19 protein-coding genes are annotated in these 19049 nt (G+C 64.8%); 9 read left to right on the top strand and 10 right to left on the bottom strand.

Annotated features, from left to right (window positions below; all coding sequences use genetic code 11):
• Positions 1–7 precede the first annotated feature (7 nt).
• The 4 genes from ACQ3DC_RS15165 to ACQ3DC_RS15180 all read right to left on the bottom strand — a co-directional run bounded on the left by ACQ3DC_RS15165 (position 8) and on the right by ACQ3DC_RS15180 (position 5051).
• Positions 8–1540, bottom strand: coding sequence for a dihydrolipoamide acetyltransferase family protein (locus tag ACQ3DC_RS15165; protein WP_430752616.1), 1533 nt, complete (start codon positions 1538–1540; stop codon positions 8–10).
• Between the two features lie 21 nt (positions 1541–1561).
• The gene (locus ACQ3DC_RS15170; RefSeq protein WP_430752617.1) at positions 1562–2542 is read right to left on the bottom strand and encodes an alpha-ketoacid dehydrogenase subunit beta; all 981 of its coding nucleotides are present in this window, start codon (positions 2540–2542) and stop codon (positions 1562–1564) included.
• A complete protein-coding gene (gene pdhA, locus ACQ3DC_RS15175) occupies positions 2542–3783 on the bottom strand; it encodes a pyruvate dehydrogenase (acetyl-transferring) E1 component subunit alpha (RefSeq protein WP_321214759.1) in 1242 nt (413 codons plus the stop codon). The genes ACQ3DC_RS15170 and pdhA overlap by 1 nt, the downstream gene beginning before the upstream one ends.
• Before the next feature lie 149 nt (positions 3784–3932).
• Positions 3933–5051 (bottom strand): histidinol-phosphate transaminase, encoded by a 1119-nt coding sequence (locus tag ACQ3DC_RS15180; RefSeq protein ID WP_430752618.1) that lies wholly within the window; start codon positions 5049–5051, stop codon positions 3933–3935.
• A gap of 91 nt (positions 5052–5142) precedes the next feature.
• Between ACQ3DC_RS15180 and ACQ3DC_RS15185 the strand changes: the two genes are divergently transcribed.
• The gene (locus ACQ3DC_RS15185; RefSeq protein WP_321214761.1) at positions 5143–5568 is read left to right on the top strand and encodes a phage holin family protein; all 426 of its coding nucleotides are present in this window, start codon (positions 5143–5145) and stop codon (positions 5566–5568) included.
• Positions 5569–5600: 32 nt separating this feature from the next.
• On the opposite strand, the gene ACQ3DC_RS15190 is transcribed toward ACQ3DC_RS15185, so the two are convergent.
• Together ACQ3DC_RS15190 and ACQ3DC_RS15195 are read right to left on the bottom strand one after the other, a co-directional pair.
• Positions 5601–6971 carry a hypothetical protein gene (locus ACQ3DC_RS15190; RefSeq protein ID WP_430752619.1) on the bottom strand — a complete coding sequence of 457 codons (1371 nt, stop codon included), beginning with the start codon at positions 6969–6971 and terminating at the stop codon, positions 5601–5603.
• Positions 6971–7273, bottom strand: coding sequence for a hypothetical protein (locus ACQ3DC_RS15195; RefSeq protein ID WP_323058013.1), 303 nt, complete (start codon positions 7271–7273; stop codon positions 6971–6973). Before ACQ3DC_RS15195 ends, ACQ3DC_RS15190 begins: the two co-directional genes overlap by 1 nt.
• 183 nt (positions 7274–7456) lie before the next feature.
• On the opposite strand from ACQ3DC_RS15195, the gene purB reads away from it, so the two are divergent.
• From purB to ACQ3DC_RS15210, 3 genes are all read left to right on the top strand, one after another.
• Positions 7457–8899, top strand: coding sequence for an adenylosuccinate lyase (purB, locus tag ACQ3DC_RS15200; RefSeq protein ID WP_430752620.1), 1443 nt, complete (start codon positions 7457–7459; stop codon positions 8897–8899).
• A 49-nt stretch (positions 8900–8948) separates the two neighbouring features.
• The gene (locus ACQ3DC_RS15205) at positions 8949–9953 is read left to right on the top strand and encodes a hypothetical protein (RefSeq protein ID WP_430752621.1); all 1005 of its coding nucleotides are present in this window, start codon (positions 8949–8951) and stop codon (positions 9951–9953) included.
• A gap of 93 nt (positions 9954–10046) precedes the next feature.
• Complete coding sequence (locus ACQ3DC_RS15210; RefSeq protein WP_157240296.1) at positions 10047–10718, top strand: histidine phosphatase family protein; 672 nt, start codon at positions 10047–10049, stop codon at positions 10716–10718.
• Here ACQ3DC_RS15210 and ACQ3DC_RS15215 read toward each other — a convergent pair.
• From ACQ3DC_RS15215 to ACQ3DC_RS15225, 3 genes are all read right to left on the bottom strand, one after another.
• On the bottom strand, positions 10715–11635 hold the full coding sequence (locus tag ACQ3DC_RS15215) for a serine/threonine-protein kinase (RefSeq protein ID WP_430752622.1): 921 nt from the start codon (positions 11633–11635) through the stop codon (positions 10715–10717). The two genes, ACQ3DC_RS15210 and ACQ3DC_RS15215, sit on opposite strands and share 4 nt — an antisense overlap.
• Positions 11632–11961, bottom strand: a complete 330-nt coding sequence (locus tag ACQ3DC_RS15220; protein WP_430752623.1) for a hypothetical protein — start codon at positions 11959–11961, stop codon at positions 11632–11634. Before ACQ3DC_RS15220 ends, ACQ3DC_RS15215 begins: the two co-directional genes overlap by 4 nt.
• Positions 11962–12034: 73 nt before the next feature.
• Positions 12035–12541, bottom strand: coding sequence for a MarR family winged helix-turn-helix transcriptional regulator (locus tag ACQ3DC_RS15225; protein WP_321214766.1), 507 nt, complete (start codon positions 12539–12541; stop codon positions 12035–12037).
• Between the two features lie 153 nt (positions 12542–12694).
• Here ACQ3DC_RS15225 and ACQ3DC_RS15230 point away from each other — a divergent pair, with 153 nt between their 5' ends.
• The 5 genes from ACQ3DC_RS15230 to ACQ3DC_RS15250 all read left to right on the top strand — a co-directional run bounded on the left by ACQ3DC_RS15230 (position 12695) and on the right by ACQ3DC_RS15250 (position 17973).
• A complete protein-coding gene (locus ACQ3DC_RS15230) occupies positions 12695–13198 on the top strand; it encodes a GNAT family N-acetyltransferase (RefSeq protein WP_321214767.1) in 504 nt (167 codons plus the stop codon).
• 88 nt (positions 13199–13286) lie between these two features.
• A complete protein-coding gene (locus tag ACQ3DC_RS15235; RefSeq protein ID WP_139030952.1) occupies positions 13287–13721 on the top strand; it encodes an acyl-CoA thioesterase in 435 nt (144 codons plus the stop codon).
• A 235-nt stretch (positions 13722–13956) separates the two neighbouring features.
• Entirely contained in the window at positions 13957–15033 is a 1077-nt protein-coding gene (locus ACQ3DC_RS15240; RefSeq protein ID WP_430752624.1) for an extracellular solute-binding protein, read from the top strand.
• 55 nt (positions 15034–15088) lie between these two features.
• The gene (locus ACQ3DC_RS15245; protein WP_430752625.1) at positions 15089–16156 is read left to right on the top strand and encodes an ABC transporter ATP-binding protein; all 1068 of its coding nucleotides are present in this window, start codon (positions 15089–15091) and stop codon (positions 16154–16156) included.
• Positions 16153–17973 (top strand): ABC transporter permease, encoded by a 1821-nt coding sequence (locus tag ACQ3DC_RS15250; RefSeq protein WP_323058007.1) that lies wholly within the window; start codon positions 16153–16155, stop codon positions 17971–17973. Before ACQ3DC_RS15245 ends, ACQ3DC_RS15250 begins: the two co-directional genes overlap by 4 nt.
• Here ACQ3DC_RS15250 and ACQ3DC_RS15255 read toward each other — a convergent pair whose 3' ends face one another.
• A complete protein-coding gene (locus ACQ3DC_RS15255) occupies positions 17974–19029 on the bottom strand; it encodes an FAD-dependent monooxygenase (RefSeq protein WP_157240288.1) in 1056 nt (351 codons plus the stop codon). It lies immediately after the preceding gene.
• Positions 19030–19049: the final 20 nt, after the last annotated feature.

A 19049-nucleotide genomic window follows, 5' to 3' on the forward strand; every position in this document is an offset into this window, starting at 1 on the left:
TGCTGCCCTAGTCCAGGAGGAGCGCCGGCTCCTCAAGGATGGCAGCGACGTCGGCCATAAAGCGGGCGGAGAGGTCGCCGTCCACCACGCGGTGGTCGAATGATCCGCCAAGGGTGGTGATCCAGCGCGGGATCACTTCCCCGTCCAGGACCCAGGGCTTCTGCTTGATGGTTCCGAAGGCCACGATGGCAACCTCGCCCGGATTGATGATGGGCGTGCCGGTATCAATCCCGAGGGCACCGATGTTGGTGATGGTGAGCGTGCCGCCCTGCATCTCGGCGGGCTGGGTTTTGCCGGCCCTGGCGGTGACGGCCAGGTTGTTGAGCGCCAGCGCCAGTTCCTTCAGGGACAGGTCCTGGGCGTTCTTGATGTTGGGCACCATCAGCCCGCGGGGTGTGGCTGCCGCGATGCCCAGGTTCATGTAATGCTTCACATGGATCTCGGCGCCGCCGGTTCCGTCCGCGTTGTCCACCCACGTGGCATTGACGCTGGGGTTCCGTGCGGCCGCCCAGATCACGGCCTTGGCAAGGATAAGCAGCGGCGAGACTTTGATGCCCTCAAAATCCCTGGACGCCTTGAGCCGCTTGACGAATTCCATGGTGCGGCTGGCATCAACGTCGACGAAAATACTGACGTGCGGCGCCGCGAATGCGGAATCCACCATGGCCTTCGCCGTGGCTTTCCGGACGCCCTTGACGGGAATCCGTTCGATCCTCTGGTCCTGCGGCTTGCCGGCCTTCCCCCAGAACCCGTCCGCCTTGTCCAGTTCCGCGTCCCGCTGGGCCTGGTAGCTGACCAGGTCCTCCCGGGTGACCTCGCCGCGTGATCCGGTTGCCACCACGTCCGCCAGGTTAATGCCCAGGTCCCGGGCGATCTTGCGGACCGGGGGCTTCGCCAGGACCTTGTTGACCAGGCCGGTGATGGTGCCGCCCAGCGTAGGGCGGTTGTCCACGGCGTCGACGGCGGTTTCGCCTGGCACCCGGGTGGCAGTGCCTGCCGGTGTCCCCGGCCTTGCGGACACCTCGGCCGGCGTGCGGGGCTGGACCGGCTCCACCTCCGGCGCGTTGACGGACAGTGCACCCGCCGGGCCCCTGGTGGTGGAGCTGGTCGAAATCCTTGGCCGCCGCTTGACGGCGTCCGCCTTTGGCCCGGAGCCAACCAGGGGCCCTCCGGCCAACGCACTGTCGGCGGCGGGGGCACTTCCCGTTGAGTCGGCGTCGGACGCCGGAAGCTTTCCGTAGAGCGGCTGGACAGGCATCTCAGGCGCAGGGACGTCCGCGGGTGTCGGGTCCCCCGCGACGTCATCGCTGACGCTGATGATCGCGGTGCCGACATCGATGGTCACGCCTTCAGGGACCAGCAGTTCAGTGACCGTTCCCGCGAAAGGAGACGGCAGTTCCACGAGGGACTTAGCCGTTTCGATTTCGCAGAGGACGTCGTTAATGGCGACGGCGTCGCCCGGCTTGACCTTCCAGGAGACGATTTCGGCCTCGGTGAGTCCCTCGCCGACGTCGGGCAGGTTGAACTTGTTGAGAGTCATGGTGTCCTTGGTTGGAAAGCCTCAGTAGGAGAGGGCGCGGTCCAGCGCCTCCAGGATGCGGTCAATGTCCGGAAGGTAGTCTTCCTCCACCTTGGCAACCGGATAGGGCATGTGGAATCCGCCAACGCGGATCACCGGAGCCTCCAGTGAATGGAAGGCACGCTCGCTGATCCGGGCCGCGATTTCACCGCCGATACCGCCGAACGTGGGTGCCTCATGGGCAACGACCAACCGTCCGGTCTTCTGAACGGAGGCCGTGACGGTATCGAAGTCCAGCGGCGAGATGGACCGGAGGTCGATCACCTCCACGCTGTGGCCGTCCTCCTCGGCTGCGTTGGCGGCGGCCAGCGCAACCGGAACCAGCGGGCCGTAGGCAACCAGGGTCGCATCCGTGCCGCTGCGGAGGACGTGGGCCTTGAAGGGGTCCCCCGCCCGGCCCGGCGCCTGCACGTCCACCTCGCCCTTGAGCCAGTACCGGCGCTTGGGTTCGAAAATGATGACAGGATCCTGGCACTCCACGGCCTGCTGGACCATCCAGTACGCGTCATGCGCATTGGACGGCGTGATGATACGCAGGCCTGCGGTGTGCGCGAACAGCGCCTCCGGGGACTCCGAGTGGTGCTCAACCGAACCGATGCCTCCGCCGTACGGGATGCGGATGACCACCGGGACCGTGAGGTTGCCGTTGCTGCGGGCGTGCATCTTGGCCAACTGGGTGGTGATCTGGTTGAAGCCGGGGAAGACAAAACCGTCGAACTGGATTTCGCAGACCGGCCGGTAGCCGCGCAGCGCGAGGCCAATCGCGGTTCCGATGATCCCGGATTCGGCCAGTGGTGTATCCACCACGCGGTCCGGGCCGAACTCGCCGATCAGTCCGTCGGTCACCCTGTACACCCCGCCCAGGGGCCCGATGTCTTCACCCATCAGCAGTGACTTGGGGTCTTGCGTGAGCGTCGCGCGGAGGCCTTCGTTGATGGCCTTGGCGATAGTCATTGTGGTCATCAGTGGCCTGCCTTTGCTGCTGCCTGCGCCGATTCTTCGCCATGCTCACCGGCTGCGAACCCTGCACTGTATTCCTCGAACCATGCAAGCTCCTCCGCCACGAGGGGGTGGGCTTCTGCGTAGGTGTTGGCGAAAGCAGAGCGGATGTCAGGAGTCTCGAGGTCGTGGGTGGTGCGCCGGACGTAGGCGGCGAGCTCATCGCCGTCGGCCTTCACCTTCGCGAAGAAGGCGTCGTCGGCCAGGCCCTCGGAGCGGAGGTATTTCTCCACGCGGGCCAGCGGGTCCTTTGCCCGCCAGGCGTCTTCTTCTGACGACTGGCGGTACTTGGTGGGGTCATCGGCAGTGGTGTGGGCGCCCACACGGTAGGTGAAGGCCTCGATCAGGACCGGGCCCTTGCCTTGGCGCGCGTGCTCCAAAGCCCATTCGGTGACGGCATGGACGGCGATCACGTCGTTGCCGTCCACGCGGATGCCCGGGAAGCCGTACCCCTTGGCGCGGTTGGACAGCGGCACACGGGTCTGGACGTTGGTGGGCACGGAAATGGCCCAGTGGTTGTTCTGGCAGAAGAACACCACCGGGGCGTTGTAGGAGGAAGCGAAAACCATGGACTCGTGGACATCGCCCTCGGAGCTGGCGCCGTCACCGAAATAGGCGATGACGGCAGCGTCCTCCCCTGAACCGGAGGCTCCCGTAGCTGCCGCCAGCTTCTGGTCGCGCTGGATTCCCATGGCGTAGCCCACGGCGTGGAGCGTCTGGGCGGCAAGGACCAGCGTGTAGAGGTGGAAGTTGGTGTCCTTCGGGTTCCAGCCGCCGTTCGACACTCCGCGGAACTGCCGGAGGAGTTCGGCGAGGTCCACGTCGCGGGTCAGTGCCACGCCGTGTTCGCGGTAGGTGGGGAAGATGTAGTCCTGCGGCCGGCTGGCCCTGCCGGAACCGATCTGCGCGGCTTCCTGGCCGGTCAGCGGGACCCAGAGTGCAAGCTGTCCCTGGCGCTGCAGGGCCGTTGCCTCGACGTCGAACCGGCGGATGGCCGCCATGTCCGCATAAAGGCCGCGCAGGGCTTCAGGAGTGATCTTCTCCGCGTACTCGGTGAAGACGGGATCGAACCCAAGCTTTCCGTCCGGGCCCAGGAGCTGGACCATCTGCGCCGGGGGTTCCCCCATGACCGCCTCGGCATCAGCCTCGCGCTGGTCGTCTACCGCTGTTTCGTCGAACTCGGTGGAAGGCAGATGTGTGCCCATACCGTCTCCTCGCTTGCCGCATGCGGATGCAGTGCAATGTCGCTGGGATATATGCCTCATAAGGAATAGATTCCCTGCGGGGCATATATATTGCTGTACTGATCCTAACTTTATCTTCAGTAGGTAGCCGCAGAGCTACTTGTTAAGCGCTAGGAACCCCGTGGCGCCTTTGTATAGTTCGCACACAGCCGAAGGAACCGGGAGTTCGCCTCGACCTCGCCGATGCTCACCCTCACGCCTTCGCCCGGGAATGCGCGGACGGACAGCGCCTGTGCCCCGGCCGCCTCGGCGAACTCGGCACTGTGCTCGCCCAGGTCCAGCCAGACGAAGTTCCCTTGGGCGTCGGGAACGGCCCACCCCAGGCTTCGCAGGCCTGCCGTGACCCGCTCCCGCTCATCAACCAGGCTTTGTACCCTTTCTACAACCTGGGGGAAGTTCTGCAGCGACACAATCGCGGCCTTTTCGGCAATCTGCGACACGGCGAAGGGGGTTGCGGCCACCCTAAGGTGCTGCGTCAGCGCAGGGTTGGACACGCTGTAACCAACCCGCAGCCCGGCCAGTCCGTGCGCCTTGGAGAAGGTCCGGAGCACCACCACGTTGGGGTACCTGCGGTACATGTCGAGTCCATCCACCGCTTCGTCGTCCCGCACGAACTCCTGGTAGGCCTCGTCAATCACTACCACCACGTGAGGGGGGACGAGCCGGATGAATTCCTCGGTTTCCGCTGCGCGAAGGGCCGGGCCGGTGGGATTGTTGGGTGTGCAGAGGAGGACCATTTTGGTCCGGGGCGTCACGGCGGCGGCCATCGCGGGAAGGTCGTGCCGGCCCTCGGCAGTGACGGGGATGCGCACGCCTTCACCCCCGGAGAGGCCCACACTGATGGGGTACGCCTCAAAGGAGCGCCACGCGTAGATCACCTCATCCGGCGAACCGTCGTCGTTCCGTCCCACGAAAGTTGCCAGGAGCTGGTTCAGGGCGCCGAGGCTGCCGGCGCCCGTGACGATGTCCTCCGCGGGGACACCCAGGAATGCGGACAGCTCACCGCGGAGCCTGCTGCTCAGCGGGTCCGGGTACCGGTTGAAGTCGGTCTGGTGCGCAATGGCATCCAGGACCGCGGGGAGCGGGGGCAGCGGATTCTCATTGGAAGACAGCTTGTAACTGGCCAGCCCGTCAACGGCGGCGGGGGGTTTTCCGGCGGCGTAGCGGGGTAACCGGGCCACCACGGGACGGGGCTGGACGCCGCCCGTCACTGTCTCAGATGACGTCATGCAGACCAGCCTACTTCGCTGGATGCAGGAGGGAAGCGCAGGCTGCCCCCTCCCTCAAGCAGCTGACAGGGAGGTATGGAAACATAGGACCATGCGTTCATTCATCGGCCGGGTCCTCATCAACGCGCTGGCCTTGTGGATTGCCAGCTGGGTTCTTCCCGGCTTGGATATCACCACATCGGCTACAACAGACGCGGTAGCCAAGACCGGCGTGGCAGAGGGAACGGACGTGGCAGGAACTGTCCTGGCGTACTTGTTCATCGGCCTGATCTTCGGATTGGTCAATGCGTTCATCCGCCCTTTAGTGAGCTTCCTGTCCCTCCCAATCACCATCCTGACGCTGGGTCTCTTCACCATCGTCATCAGCGCCGCGATGCTGTACGTGACGTCCTGGATCAGCAGTTTCACGCCGGTCCACTTCACCATTGATTCGTTCTTCTGGACTGCAGTGCTCGGAGCCATCATCATCACCCTGATCTCGCTGGTGGCCGGCCGGCTCGTCGGCGTCCGCCGGTAAGCCTGCACTTCACCGCCCGGCCTTGCCCGGGCCTAACGTCCTGCATAACCACGTGCCGGTTTGTGGGAATCCGCCGACGCCGCAGCAGGTGCCGGGGCCTTTGTCCTCGACAGGGAAAACCGCGTGGCCGTGGCGGCGCCTCCCGTCCCGAGTATGGCGCCCAGCGCCGCGGTGGACTCCACCAGCGAAGGGTCGCGGCTTTGTGACACCAGCCGGGCACCGTCCTGGTAGGTGCTGAGAGAATGGGCTGGTCCGATCCCGCCTTCCCCTTCAAAGACCCTTGGGGTGTTGGTCATGGAGACTGTCACACGGTCCCTCGTGTCCGGATTAGGGGCCCCGTCCGAACCTGGCACCCAGTCGGCGCGGTGCTCAAGGTGCAGGGACTTCACGCCCGGCTCGGGGGTGATTCCGGCCACGGGGGAACCGGCAGTCAGGACATACGGCAGGTCGTAATTGTCGAGGAAGCGGGGATCCGCGGCGAGGTTCATGGCGTGGATGCCACCCTGGCTATAACCTACTGCCACCACAGGCGATCCGGGCTGTGCGCCGGCTGCCTGGAGGGACTGGAGTGCCGCGCCCGTCACTTCGTCGGAGCTGTACACCATTGCCTCAGCGATTCCCGCCTCATCGAACGGGTTCTCCCCACCGACGCCCGAAAAGGCAGGCTGCGTGCCCGGAACCAAAAGCACATACGCGTTGGTGCCGTCATTGGAGATCTCGACGACCTCAATTAATCCGGCACCCCGCGCACTCAACTTCCGAATACGCTCCAGCAGTCCAGCCGGAGAGGTGTCCAGGTCGACCCGGGCTGTCTCTTCCTGGTGCACAGCCAAAGGGCGGCTGAAAACACCGACCTGCTCAAGGACGTCCCAGGCCCAGGGGTCCATTTCTGTTCGCCGTTTTACGTCCGCGGCCTGCAGTCCTAGGCGGGCCACGATGGTTTCCATCGACTTGCCGTCGAGGAAGCGGGTGGCGGCCATATCGGTCATGGAGTCGTGGATGTCTTCGAGACTGACCAGTCCAAGACCACGGGCAGCGCCTGCCAGCCGCTCCGCCATTTCGTACTCGTGCTTGCAGGCCCGGACCTGCCTGCTGATGTGCTGCAACTCTGTCCGCACCACCTGGACGCTCCGCCCAGCCTCACCCACCGCATTCAGGGCCATGGTTCCCGTCCACCGGGGCAGATCCTGGAAAGGAGTGAGGTCCTCCCAGATGCGGCGGACCTCAACCTCGATCGCGGCCAACCTGCCTGCAAGATCGTCCAGTTTTTCGGCGCCTCCCGCGAGCTCCTCCAGTTGGAAGCGGATACCGCCCACGCCGCCCCGGATCGCCAGGGGCCCATCGTCCGCCGGGCCGGAAACCCGGATGGGCCCGCCGCTGCCGGAAGGGGTGGCCTCGGCCATCAGGGCCTGCCGCTGTAGGAGCAGGCAGCCACCAAGGTCTCCTGGCTGTGCCTGGCCACAGCTGCCCTTGCCTCAATCAACGATTCAAGGGAACGGCGCAGGGCAACGGCCTGCAGTGACACAGAGTCCCGGTAGGCCCTGCCGGCCGGTGACTCCCACTGCAGCAACTGGATATCCCTGAATCCTGCCAGGACTTCCTCTGCCCGGACCAGGCAGGCCGCCATGCGATCGGCCAACTGGTCCACCTGGGCAGCACGGAGCATGTCGGCCTGCAGGTCAGGGCCCGCCAGTTCTCTGCCCATTGCCCCTCCACCACACCTTTGCCGTTGCATCCGAAACTCCCCGCCCTATCCGGGAGCTGCCTTTCCATTCCCGACGCTACGGAGCGGCCGCTCCGGACTGAAGATCCCTCGTGGTGTATGTGGACAAGTAACGTGGACAGCCGCCGCTTAAGGGGGTGCCGGACTTCATGAAAGAATCAGCACATGCCTGAAACTGCCGCCACAGCTGACACCCGTACGCCCTCAGGACGCCTGGCCCTTGCCGCGTCCCCGGAAAGAATTGCGCTCGGCCCGCTGGACGGCCGGTACCAGTCGGCTGTCGCACCCCTGGTGGACTACCTTTCGGAGGCGGCCCTCAACCGGGACCGCGTAGCGGTGGAAGTTGAATGGCTCATCCACCTGACCAGCAACAACGTCCTTCCCGGGGCCGGCCCGCTCACCCCGGAACAGCAGGAGCAGCTGCGTGCGATCGTCACTGAATTCGACGCGGCGTCCGTGGCAGAACTTGCTGACATCGAGGCCGTCACCGTCCACGACGTCAAGGCCGTGGAGTATTACATCGGCCGGCGACTGCCCGCCATCGGGATCGAAAACCTGACGGCGATGGTCCACTTCGGCTGCACGTCCGAGGACATCAACAACCTCTCCTACGCTCTGGGCATCAAGGGCGCTGTGGAGGACGTGTGGCTGCCCGCCGCGCGGGCCCTGGTGGCCCAGATCAGCAAGATGGCCCAGGAAAACCGGGCGGTTCCCATGCTGTCCCGGACCCACGGCCAGCCGGCCACCCCCACCACCCTGGGCAAGGAACTGGCCGTCATGGCGCACCGCCTCACGCGCCAGCTGGACCGGATCGCGAAAACCGAATACCTGGGCAAGATCAACGGCGCCACCGGCACGTACGCGGCGCACGTGGCGTCGGTCCCCGGCGCAGACTGGCAGCAGGTGTCCAAGTCCTTCGTGGAGGCCCTGGGGCTGACCTGGAACCCGTTGACCACGCAGATCGAGAGCCACGACTGGCAGGCAGAGCTGTACGCGGACGTTGCACGCTTCAACCGCATCCTCCACAACGTCTGCACGGACATCTGGAGCTACATCTCCATCGGCTATTTCGCGCAGATCCCGGTGGCCGGCGCCACGGGTTCCTCCACCATGCCGCACAAGGTGAACCCGATCCGCTTCGAGAACGCCGAGGCCAACCTGGAGATCTCCTCGGGCCTGCTGGACGTCCTGGGGTCCACCCTTGTGACGTCCCGCTGGCAGCGCGACCTCACCGACTCCTCCAGCCAGCGCAACATCGGTGTGGCATTCGGCCACTCCCTCCTGGCCATCTCCAACGTGGCCAAGGGCCTGGAGCGCCTGGACGTGGCCGAGGACGTCCTGGCCGGCGACCTGGACACCAACTGGGAAGTGCTGGGGGAAGCCATCCAGATGGTCATGCGCGCTGAGGCGATCGCCGGCGTCGAAGGCATGGAGAACCCCTACGAGCGGCTCAAGGACCTCACCCGGGGCCAGCGGGTGGACGCGGCCCGCATGCAGGAATTCGTGCAAAGCCTTGGCTTGTCACCGGAAGCCGAGGCCCGGCTGCTCGCCCTGACCCCCGGAAAGTACACCGGCATCGCGGACCAGCTGGTGGACCACCTCAAGTGAAATTGACTATTACAACCCTGCCAATTCGGGCACGAATCTGCTAAATTCTGTGGACATCTTTTTCGCTGTATTACTGTCTACCGGTTCGGCATTCCTGGTAGAGCTGATCTTCAGGCTAATAAAGTCCGGTTCCGATCCCAGATCAATACTTAAGTATAGTCCGGTTAACTACCTCTCGGTTAGCGCTACTGTTGGCATGCCTCACATTAGATGGGCATCTTTTTTCGCATTCCGTACAATCCCGCCGGCTCTTATCATGATTTTACTTGCCGCTCTATTGAACAAGTATTTCCCGGCACTGCCTGTTTATCCTTACACACTTCTAGTAGCGCTGCTTTCGTCGGCCCCACGCAGTGGCTACCTCCTTTTCTCGAGACGCAGCGTTCCGGCTGAGCGGTGGATACACTTTGCTTGCATACTACTGTCACTTGGTGCTGCATTGGCCGTTGCCCTCTTCGACAAGAATGATTATTTAGTCAAGCTTGCGCCCGACGTATCTGGCCTAAGGGACAACCTCTGGTCATCGCTATTTGCAGCACTGCTAGTTGCGCTATATATAGATTCGACCAAACTAACGAAAAGTGCGGCAACATCCACCCGGAGACAGCCCTCGACTTACGTGATCCATTGGTTTGATAAGTTGGAGTCAATTCACGGCCGTCAGATATCGGAAAAAGCAGACGGCGATTTTCTCCTCAAGCTACTTGTCTACTCAATACTCATTGTAGAGAACTTCAATCGTCCTTGGTGGCTCCGGAAGGTAGAAAATATGTTCGTGCGTTTCCCCGGCAGCGAGCTGACCGTGGGAATCGCTCAGGTTCGATCGGATCAACCACTTTCGGATGCAGAAAGTATAGATCGAGCAATTAACAAAATCAGAAATGCCTTACAAGAGCAGAACTCTTACTCGAAGCTTGGGGGCGCTCCCAGCTTCCCCCATGAGGTCGTTGACGAGTACAACACTGGAGACGGCTACCGCGAGATGGTGGCCGAGGTATTTCACGACCTTTTGCGGTTGAGACCTACAGCTTTCGGAGTTGCTCAGCCAGCTTGATGGAAGCAACCACGACGACGGCGCCGGGCTCCCAAGGGCCCGGCGCCTTTCTTCCGGGTCATCCCGGCTTGCCGGGAGTGCGAAACTGGAAGCATGAAGCTGCTGCTCATCCGCCACGGACAGACTCCCGGTAACGTGCTTGGCCAACTCGATACGGCGCATCCCGGCCCCGGGCTGACGGAACTCGGTGAACGGCAGGCCGAGGCCATGGCCCGCTCGCTGGCGAACGAGCCCATCGGGGCGCTGTACGCGTCCACGCTGATCAGGGCCCAGATCACCGCGGCGCCGCTGGGCCGGCTGCACGGCCTGGATATCGAGGTGCTGGACGGCCTGCACGAAATCGAAGCCGGTTCCCTCGAGAAACTGACGGACCATGAAGCCCACAAGCGCTACATGGGGACCGTCTTCTCCTGGGCCGCCGGGGACCTGGACCGGCGGATGCCGGCGGGTCCGGACGGGCACACGTTCTTTGACCGCTTCGACGCTGCCATCCGCCGGGTCGTGGAGCGGGCACTCGACCAGCAGCATGAGGCCGCTGCGGTGGTCAGCCACGGTGCGGCGATCCGCACCTGGGCTGGACGCCGGGCGGAGGACGCGGACCACGAATTCGCCGCACGCCATGTGCTGGCAAATACCGGAATCGTGGCGCTGGAAGGGGATCCGGACCGCGGGTGGAAGCTCATCCACTGGGACGGAAGCCCCGTGGGCGGACTTGCCCTCGCCGACCCAACCGCGGAGGACCCCACCGGCCGGGACCTGGCCTAGGCGAGCTGGTGGATCCGCCGGGCAGGGAAAACCGCCCTCCCGCGGCAGGGGCTGACCATTTCGCCGGCGGGTACGGGGACGAGCCGCGCGGCCATGCCCGCTGCCTCCCCCGCCGTCGGACGTTCTGCGCTGTCCATGGCCGTCAGGGACCGGAGGAAGGAACGCCAGCCGGAACCCAGGGAGTCCGGCACTTGCGGACTGCGAAGGGTCCTGGCCACGAGGGACTCGATGGCAGTGCCGGGGAACGCCTTGGCTCCGGTAAGCAGCTCCAGCAGGACCAGCCCCGTGGCGTAGACATCCCAGGAGGCGCGCGCCGGTCCTCCCGATGCCTGCTCAGGGCTCATGTAGTGCACGGTTCCGGATGACATGCCGGGTTCCGGGGCCGAGCCGGCGGGCGCCACGATGCCGAAATCGATGATGCGGACAGGGCTACGCCGCAGGCCGCTCAGCATCAGGTTGGCGGGCTTGATGTCGCGGTGCACCATCCCCTGCCCGTGGAGGTGGGCCAGGGCCTCGAAGAGTCCCCGGGCCCAGCCGGCAACGACGTCGGGGTGGTACTGGCTGGTGCGGCCAGCCTCCGCGAGGCTGGGGCCCAATGCAAGTTCCTCCACAAGGAAAGGGCGGCCGGCGAGTGCAGAGTTCCCGGATACGACGCCCTGGCCGATGAATTTGACGATCGATGGGTGCTGCAGGCCCGACAGGACGGCGGCTTCGTTGCTGATCCGCTCAAAGTGTTTGGCCGAAACGTCCACGGCCACCTTCACTGCCACATCGGCCCCGCCTTCCAGGTCCGCCGCGCGGAAGACCTGCGCGAGCGCGCCGCGGCCCAGAAGGTCCTTGAGCTGGTAGCGCCCCGCCACTGTAGGTGCGGCGGCTTTGAGGGCCGCGGTTGATCGAAGGTGCGCGGGCGCGGTCATGCGGAGAGCGCCACAGGATCCGGAACCGGTACAACTGCCCCGTGCTGGGACACGCGGCCATAAGGGGACTGGATCCAGGCGTCCAGCTGGAAACCGCACGCGCACCGCCACACGGGCGGCAGGTGCACGGGACCGCCGTCCTCCGGTTCGAAGGTATAGCCGACGGCGGCAGGCCCCACGGCGGGGGTGACGAGTTCCATGGCGGAGCCGCAGTGGACGGCGGGACTGATGGCAGCCCCGCCCTGCTGGGGCGAAGCGTTGAAGGGCGCGCTGCACGCAAGGGATTCCAAGGGCAAAAGCTCAGTAAAGGTAACCAAGACGCTCACGACTCCGGCTGTAAGGATTACGGGAATAATCGTAAGCATACATATTGCTAGCCAATCTAGCTAGCTAGGCTAGTTACTTCTCGTCGTGTTGCGCCTGCTGCAGTGCCTCGGTCATCCGCTCCAGGAACTTGACTACTACCCGGGCCTCCTCTGCGGTCAGCCCTTCGGCCACCGACATCATCTGCCGGTGCATGGCGCCGAGCGTTACGCGGACTTCCTTGTCCGATTCGACGGTGGGAACCACAACCACGGAGCGCCTGTCCGTGGGATGCGCCTCGCGGCGCACGTGCCCGCTCGCCACAAGCCTGTCAATGAGGGAGGTAGTGGAGGCGCTGGTGATGCCCAGGAACTGGCTGATGTCCTTGGGTACCACCGTTTTGCCGGATGCCTGGACGCGCAGCAGGTAGCGCAGGGCAAGAATGTCCGTTTCACCCATTCCCATGGAGTCGCGGGTGGACCGGCGTACCGCCGTTTCAGCGGTCCGGTAGTCCCGCAACGACTTCAGCACCGCCGCGCCGTAGTCCAGTTGACCGTCCGGCCCGTACCAATACCCGGAGCCTTCATTACCCGTAGAACGCATGGAATCATACTAGACCAGCTGATAACTAGACAGCCAAGTGAGTTGGCCACGGCATGAACGGCACGTTATCCCGGAGCTAACCGGAAAGAAACACCGGCGTAACGGCCGCCTCCTACTCTGGGTTTGCATAACCCTTCGGCGAATCGAGGCACAATGCAGACCAATCCGCGCCTTAACATCAGGCAGGTCCCCTGGTCCAACCCCGTGGGCGCCGCTCTGCGCCACGCCCAGCAGGCCGAACTGGACGCCCGCTTTGGCACCCCGGACCACGAACCCGGGCCGCCGCCGTCGGGCGCCGACTGCGCAGTCTTCCTTGTTGCCTATGACAAGGGCTCGGGGCAGCCCGTGGGCTGCGGCGGCCTGCGCATGCTCGATGCGGAAACGGCGGAGATCAAACGGCTGTACGTCGTTCCGTACACCCGGGGTTCCGGTGTGGCCAGTTCCATCCTCGCAGCCCTCGAGGCGGAAGCCTTCAAGCAGGGAATCACGCGGATCAAGGCGGAAGCAGGATCGGCTCAGCCGGACGGGCGGAACTTCTACGAAAACTCGGGTTTTGAAGCCGTTCCCAACTTTGGACCCTACATAGGTGTTGCGCACTCCTACTGCTACGCGAAGAGCATCAACGCCCGCAGCGCGGCCCATACCGCCATGGCCTAGGCCCGCCGGCGCCCGGCAGTCCGCCCCCGCCAGGGGCGCGGAGGCGTCACATGGGTGCGCCGGCGCCGCTCTCAGCTAACCTCGCCCTATGGAAACAGCAGACATCACTTTCCGCACCCGCAAGTGGGTCCGGCCCGAGGACCTCAACGCGAACGGGACGCTGTTCGGCGGCAGCCTGCTGAAGTGGATCGATGAGGAAGCTGCCATCTATGCCATCCTCCAGCTCGGCAACGGCCGTGCCGTCACCAAGTACATTTCGGAAATCAACTTCGTCAGCTCGGCGGTGCAGGGCGACCTCATCGAGATGGGGCTGACCGCCACGCGCTTCGGCAGGACTTCGCTGACCATGCGCGCCGAGGTCCGCAACATGATCACCCGCCAAAGCATCCTCACCATCGAGGAAATCGTCTTCGTGAACCTCAACCCATCCGGCAAGCCGGAGCCGCACGGCTATACCGAGATCACCTACGACCGGGACAGGATCCCCACGCACCACCTCACGGAGACGTTGAGCCAGGACTGACGACGGCGGCGCGTCCGTTCCGCCGCCGGGCCGCCGTTGCAGCCGCCCGCCGCGGAGCCCTGCGCAGCTTTTGCCGCCCGTTCACCCACGCGCCTCCGACCGTTCTCCTGCCTGGACCAGAGTGGACAGCCGGGCTGTTTATCGAATCGATAGCCATAACAGCCGTGAATTCCGCATGCCCGGCGTTAGGCTTGCCGGACATGCTCCGATTCCAGTCCAGAAATGAGTCCAGATCGTGCGTAAATTGAAGACCCTGGTTGCCGCCGCCGTCACCGTCACGCTTCTTGCCGGATGCGGCGGTGGGGCCGCTACTCCCGCGGCGTCAGGGGAGTCCTCCCCAGCTCCGGAAGGCGGCTCGGGGGAGACCCTGGTTGTCTACACCAACTCCAACGGCGAGGGCCGCGGGGACTGGCTGACCGCCAAGGCCGCTGAAGCGGGCTTCAAAATCGAGATCGTCGGTGCCGGCGGCGCAGATGCCACCAACAAACTGATTGCCGAGAAAAACAACCCGATTGCCGACGTCGCGTTCGGGCTGAACAACATGTACTTCTCGCAGATCAAGGCCGCAGACGCCCTGGAGCCCTACGAGCCGGCCTGGGCCGGCGAAGTGGACAAGGGACTGGGTGACGGCGAGGCCTACTGGCCCTTGGTAAAGCAGGCAATCCTCCTTGGCTACAACTCGGACAAGATCTCGAAGGACAAGGCCCCGCAGGACTGGACCGACCTGTGGGCCAAGGACGAGTTCAAGGACCGCTACGAGCGCGTGACAGGCCTGGGCACCGCCACCGCCCAGCTCGTTTTCGCGGGAATCCTCAGCCGCTACCGTGACGATTCGGGCGACCTTGGCATCTCCGACGAGGGCTGGAAGCAGGTGGAGCAGTACTTCCAGAACGGCAGCCCGGCGGTAGCAAAGACCGACCTCTTTGCCCGTATCGCGTCCGGCGAAGTGGACATGGGCCAGATGCCGTCCTCGATCATCGCCGAGCGCGAGAAATCCTTCAAGGTGAATGTCGAGACAGTGGTCCCCTCCGTGGGTGTCCCGCTCGCCGTGGAACAGATCGCCCTGGTGAAGGGCACCAAGAAGGAGGAGCAGGCCAGGAAATTCATCGACTGGTTCGGCAGCTCCGAGGTCCAGGGCGAGTTCGCAAAGCAGTTCAATTCCATGCCGGTCAACAAGGAAGCCGAAGCCCAGGCCAACCCCGAGGTGGTGGACTTCTTCGCGGACCTCAAGCAGCAGGACATCGACTGGGAGTTCGTGCAGGAGAACATGGGCGCCTGGGTGGAGAAGATCGAGCTCGAGTACATGACGTAACCGGTCCGCTGCCGGCCCCGTCAACCCGAACTTCGCTTCATCAGACAGGTTTGCCATGATCCGCTTGGACAACATCGAAGTTTCCTTTGGTGATTTCACCGCCATCCCCAACCTTGACCTGCACGTGCGTCCGGGGGAGTTTTTCACCCTCCTGGGGCCGTCCGGCTGCGGGAAAACGACGGCCCTGCGGACGTTGGCGGGCTTCATCCAGCCGTCCGCCGGCACGGTGCACGTTGACGGCAAGGACGTTACCCGGCTTCCCAGCGACAAGAGGCAGGTGGGGATGGTGTTCCAAAACTACGCCCTCTTCCCCAGCATGAGCGTGTGGGAAAACATCGCCTTCGGCCTCCGGGTCCGGAAGGAGAAACCGGCGGACAGTGACCGCCTGGTCCGGGACATCGCGCGGCGGGTGGAGCTCAGCGATGAACAGTTGTCCAAGAATGTGGCGGAACTGTCCGGCGGCCAGCAGCAGAGGGTTGCCGTGGCACGGGCGCTCGTGCTGCGGCCCAAAATCCTCCTGCTGGACGAACCGCTGTCCAACCTGGATGCCAAACTGCGCCACCAGCTCCGGCAGCAGCTCAAGGACCTGCAGAGCGAGTTCGGCATCACCACTGTGTACGTCACCCACGACCAGGACGAGGCCCTGGCCATGAGCGACCGCGTGGCGGTGTTCAACAAGGGCGTGGTGGAACAGGTGGGGACGCCGCAGGAGATCTACGACCACTCTGCGTCCGAGTTTGTCTGCAACTTCATCGGCGACAGCTCCGCACTGACCCCGGAGGTCGTGGCGGAACTGAACCGGCTTGCGGGGGCAGGGCTCAGCACGGACGCCAAGTCCTACCTTCGGGTGGAAAAGGCGTCCCTGGCCCGCGGGGCTGAAGGAGGCGGCGCCGTCGGACTTTCCGGCACGGTGGTGTCCCGCACCTACCACGGCCTGCACAGCCGCTATGTGGTGCGCAGCCACGGAGCGGACATCCGGTTGCTCGTGAAGGAGGACGGCGGCGCCCACCCGGAACGGGGCACGGAAACCACGGTCTACCTCCAGCCCGGGCACGTCCTGCAGTACCACCCGGTGACGGGGGCTGCCCTTCGGCAGCAGGACCCGGCAGCAGTCCTGCCATGAGCAGCACTGCGGTCCGCGGCATGGCCCGCTCCCCCTTCGTGCTGGTGGTTGGCGTGGTCCTGACCTGGTTCATTGCGGCGTTCCTGGTGTGGCCCAACATCAACGTCCTGATCGCCACGTTCTTCCCGGACGGCAGCTTCTCCGGGAGGGCGGCCGAAAAGCTCTTCACGTCGCAGCGGGCCATGAAGGCGCTCGGCAACAGTTTCCTGCTGGCGGTGGCCCTGTCCATCACGGTGAACCTGGTAGGCGTGTTCATTGTCCTGGTGACGCACTACTTCCGGATCCGCGGCTCCAGGATCCTGTTCCTCGGCTATGCATCCACCTTCATCTACGGCGGCATTGTCCTGGCCGCCGGGTACAAGTTCATTTACGGGGACAAGGGAATCGTCACCTCGCTGCTGGTGAAGGTGTTCCCCGGCATGGACCCCGGCTGGTTCTCGGGCTTCTTCGCGGTCCTGGTGGTGATGACGTTCGCCACCACCACCAACCACATGCTGTTCGTGGCCAACGCGCTGAAGGGCATTGACTACCAGACCATTGAAGCGGCCCGGAACCTGGGGGCATCAACCTGGACCATCCTGCGGCGGATCGTGCTGCCCATGCTCAAGCCCACCCTGTTCGCCGTCACCATCCTGTCCTTCCTCACCGGGCTGGGCGCCCTGAGCGCTCCGCAGGTGCTGGGCGGGCGTGACTTCCAGACCATCACCCCCATGATCCTGACCTTCACCAACAGCCCCACCTCCAGGGACCTGGCGGCGCTGCTGGCGGTGATCCTTGGGCTGGCCACGATCCTGATGCTCGCCGTGATGTCGCGGCTGGAAAAAGGCGGCACCTACTTCTCGGTGTCCAAGGTGTCCTCGGCCCTGCAGAAGCAGGACATCACCCATCCGGTGGCCAATGCGGCTGTCCATGCTGTTGCCTACCTGCTGTTTGCCGTCTACACGCTGCCGGTGGTGCTGATTGTCCTGTACTCGTTCGCCGACGGCGCTGCCATCCAGACCGGCCAGCTTTCGCTCGGCAGCCTGACGCTCGAGAACTACCAGCGGGTCCTCACCCAGCCGTCGGGGCTGCGGCCGTTCATCGTCAGCGTGCTGTACAGCGCCCTGGCCGCCGTGATTGCCGTGGGCGGGCTGCTGTTTGTGGCCAGGCTGCTGCAGAAGTACAAAAACTGGGTGGCGTCGGTCTTCGAATACCTGCTCCACATCCCCTGGATCCTGCCGTCCGCACTGCTGGCCCTTGGCCTCATCATCAGCTACGACCACCCCAATCCCCTGGTGGGCGGGGCAGTGCTCACCGGCACCACCGTGATCCTGCTGATCGCTTTCGTGACGGTCAAAATCCCGTTCACGCTGCGCATGCTCAAAGCGTCCTTTGCTTCCGTGAATTCCTCCCTGGAGGAAGCGGCGGCCATCATGGGCGCAAAGACCCTGTATGTCTTCCGGCGGATCCTCCTGCCGCTGGTGCTCCCGGCTGCCGCCGCCATTACGGCGTTGAACTTCAACAGCCTGCTCGACGACTACGACACCGCGATCTTCCTGGCCCACCCCCTGGTCCAGCCGCTGGGCCTGGTCATCAAGGCGAACACGGATGGCGCGGAGGGTGTGGACGGCGTCGCCAACACCTTTGTGTATACCGTGCTCCTGATGATCATCACCGGGGTGACCATGTACCTGGTGTACGGCCGCTCCAGCCGGGGCGGGTCGCGGAAAAAGCGGCTGCCGGCCCTTCCGCCCGCATCTGCCGCCCCTGGCCCCGGGGTCCCCGGGGCCGCCGGGTCCGGGGCGGACGCGCCGCAGCCGGCCGCTACCGTCCGGTGATCACCCGGCAGAACCGCTGACGACGGCGGTGCGTCCGTTCCGCCGTCGGGCAAGCCTGAGGAGGCCGTCACGCAGCGGCTGGGCACCGTCCGCAAAGGCGACGCGTCCCAGCGCGGCGGATGCCAGGCTCAGAGCCCGCGTGCGAAGCCACCGCTGGCGGTTGTAGGCATGCAGTGCCTGGCCTTCTGGCAGCGTGTTGAGGAGGCCAGCCAGTGTTACGGCATCCACCAACGACTCGCAGGCGCCACGCCCCAAGGTGGGCATCATGGCGTGTGCGGCATCGCCGATGAGCACGGCACGTCCACGGACGTAGGAGCCAAGATGCGGAACTGTCCAGAGCCGCTGGACCAGGCATGCTTCGGGCGTGGCTGCGGCCAGCGTGCGGCGGATGGCGGGCGCGTGGCTGGAATAGCGCTCCCGGGCGTATTCCAGGGCTGATGCTGCGTCAATTCCGTACGGGCCCATCGCGGACCGGTAGCTGGCCCACCAGAAGGACCCTCCCCGGGCGGCAGCCATGCCGAACAGGTCGCCGCGGCCCCAGTATTCGCCCACCTCGTCGTGGCTGACCGGAGCAGGCAGGGTCCCGCGGAGGGCAAGGTACGGGGTGAGGCGGGCCTCCTTTCCGGCGCCCCAGACCTCCCGCCGGACTGCGCTGTGCACGCCGTCGGCCCCGACCACCAGGCTGCCGTCGTCGGGAAGTGACCTGACGGTGCTGGTGATCCGGCGGACGGTTCCCGGGACGGCACCGTCCAGCAACCGCAGCAGGTCAGCCCGGGAAATGCCGAACATCTCCCCCGCGTTGACGGTGATCCAGGGCTCTCCCTGGGCGTCACGGACCGATCCGCTGCCGAGCACCGGGCTGACCGCCCGCGCCTCTTCAAGGATTCCCAGACGCGCAAGGGCACGTTGGGCGTTGGGCCACATCCCCAGCGTGTTGCCCACGGCCGGCAGCCCGGGCCGTTTCTCGTACACCGTCACCTGGAACCGGCTGTGGTCCAGGCCCGCGGCCAGCGCCAGGCCGGCAATGCCGCCGCCAACAATCGCAATTGTCTCCATGCTGGCGACTTTACTACTTT

Origin of the sequence: Paenarthrobacter sp. NEAU-H11 (assembly GCF_050573415.1) — a bacterium.
Lineage (GTDB): Bacteria > Actinomycetota > Actinomycetes > Actinomycetales > Micrococcaceae > Arthrobacter.